This window comes from Rhizobium cerradonense (assembly GCF_030182455.1).
Classification (GTDB): domain Bacteria; phylum Pseudomonadota; class Alphaproteobacteria; order Rhizobiales; family Rhizobiaceae; genus Rhizobium.
Genome location: NZ_JAQJCK010000074.1, coordinates 1 through 848 on the forward strand (window position 1 = coordinate 1; position 848 = coordinate 848).

Here is an 848-nt window from a genome sequence, read left to right on the forward strand (position 1 = left end):
TGTACAAAGTCAAGCTTAGAGGCTGCCTCAAAAAGAGGTGGGTGATTTCAACAGGTTATGATTCCTTCGGATTTGCGAGATTCGATGGAGAACACGATGGCCTGGACCAAAATCACCCGTCGGCAATATGCCCGGCGAACGGCACGCTACGCAAGCGATATGACGGATCGGGAATGGGGTCTGGTTCAGCCTTTCCTGCCAATGCCGCGCCGCTTGGGCCGCCCGCGGACCACGGATTTGCGAGAGGTGGTGAATGCCCTGCTTTACATCGCCACAACTGGTTGCCAATGGCGGATGCTGCCGAAGGATTTTCCACCCTGCTCGACCGTCCAGCGCTATTTCTATGAATGGAGAGCGTTGGGACTTTGGCCACGCATCAACCATCGTCTCGTGATGGAAACGCGCGAGTTGGAGGGCAAGGAGGCAAGCCCGACGGCCGGTGTGATCGATAGCCAGAGCGTCAAAACCACCGAAAGCGGCGGCATCCGGGGCTATGACGCGGGCAAGAAGACCAAAGGCCGCAAGCGCCATATCATCGTCGATACGCTCGGCCTGATGGTCGGTCTCATGGTGCACAGCGCCGACATCCAGGATCGCGACGGTGCTCCCGATCTCCTGAAATCCATCCGCCACAGGTGGCCATGGTTACTGCATGTCTTCGCCGATGGTGGCTATGCGGGCGATAAGTTGAAGCGGCGACTGAAAAAGATCGGGCGCTGGACGATCGAGATCATCAAGCGCTCAGACAAGGCGAAAGGCTTCGAGGTTCTGCCGCGTCGATGGGTGGTCGAACGGACCTTCGCCTGGCTTGGCAGATGCCGCAGATTGGCCAAAGACGTCGAACGCTC

General features: G+C 58.3%; 1 protein-coding gene. It reads left to right on the forward strand.

Going from position 1 to position 848, the window contains the following annotated elements; all coding sequences use genetic code 11:
* Window positions 1–96: 96 nt before the first annotated feature.
* On the forward strand, window positions 97–848 hold a 752-nt coding region (locus PH547_RS33725; RefSeq protein WP_285170485.1), incomplete at its 3' end, for an IS5-like element ISRtr4 family transposase.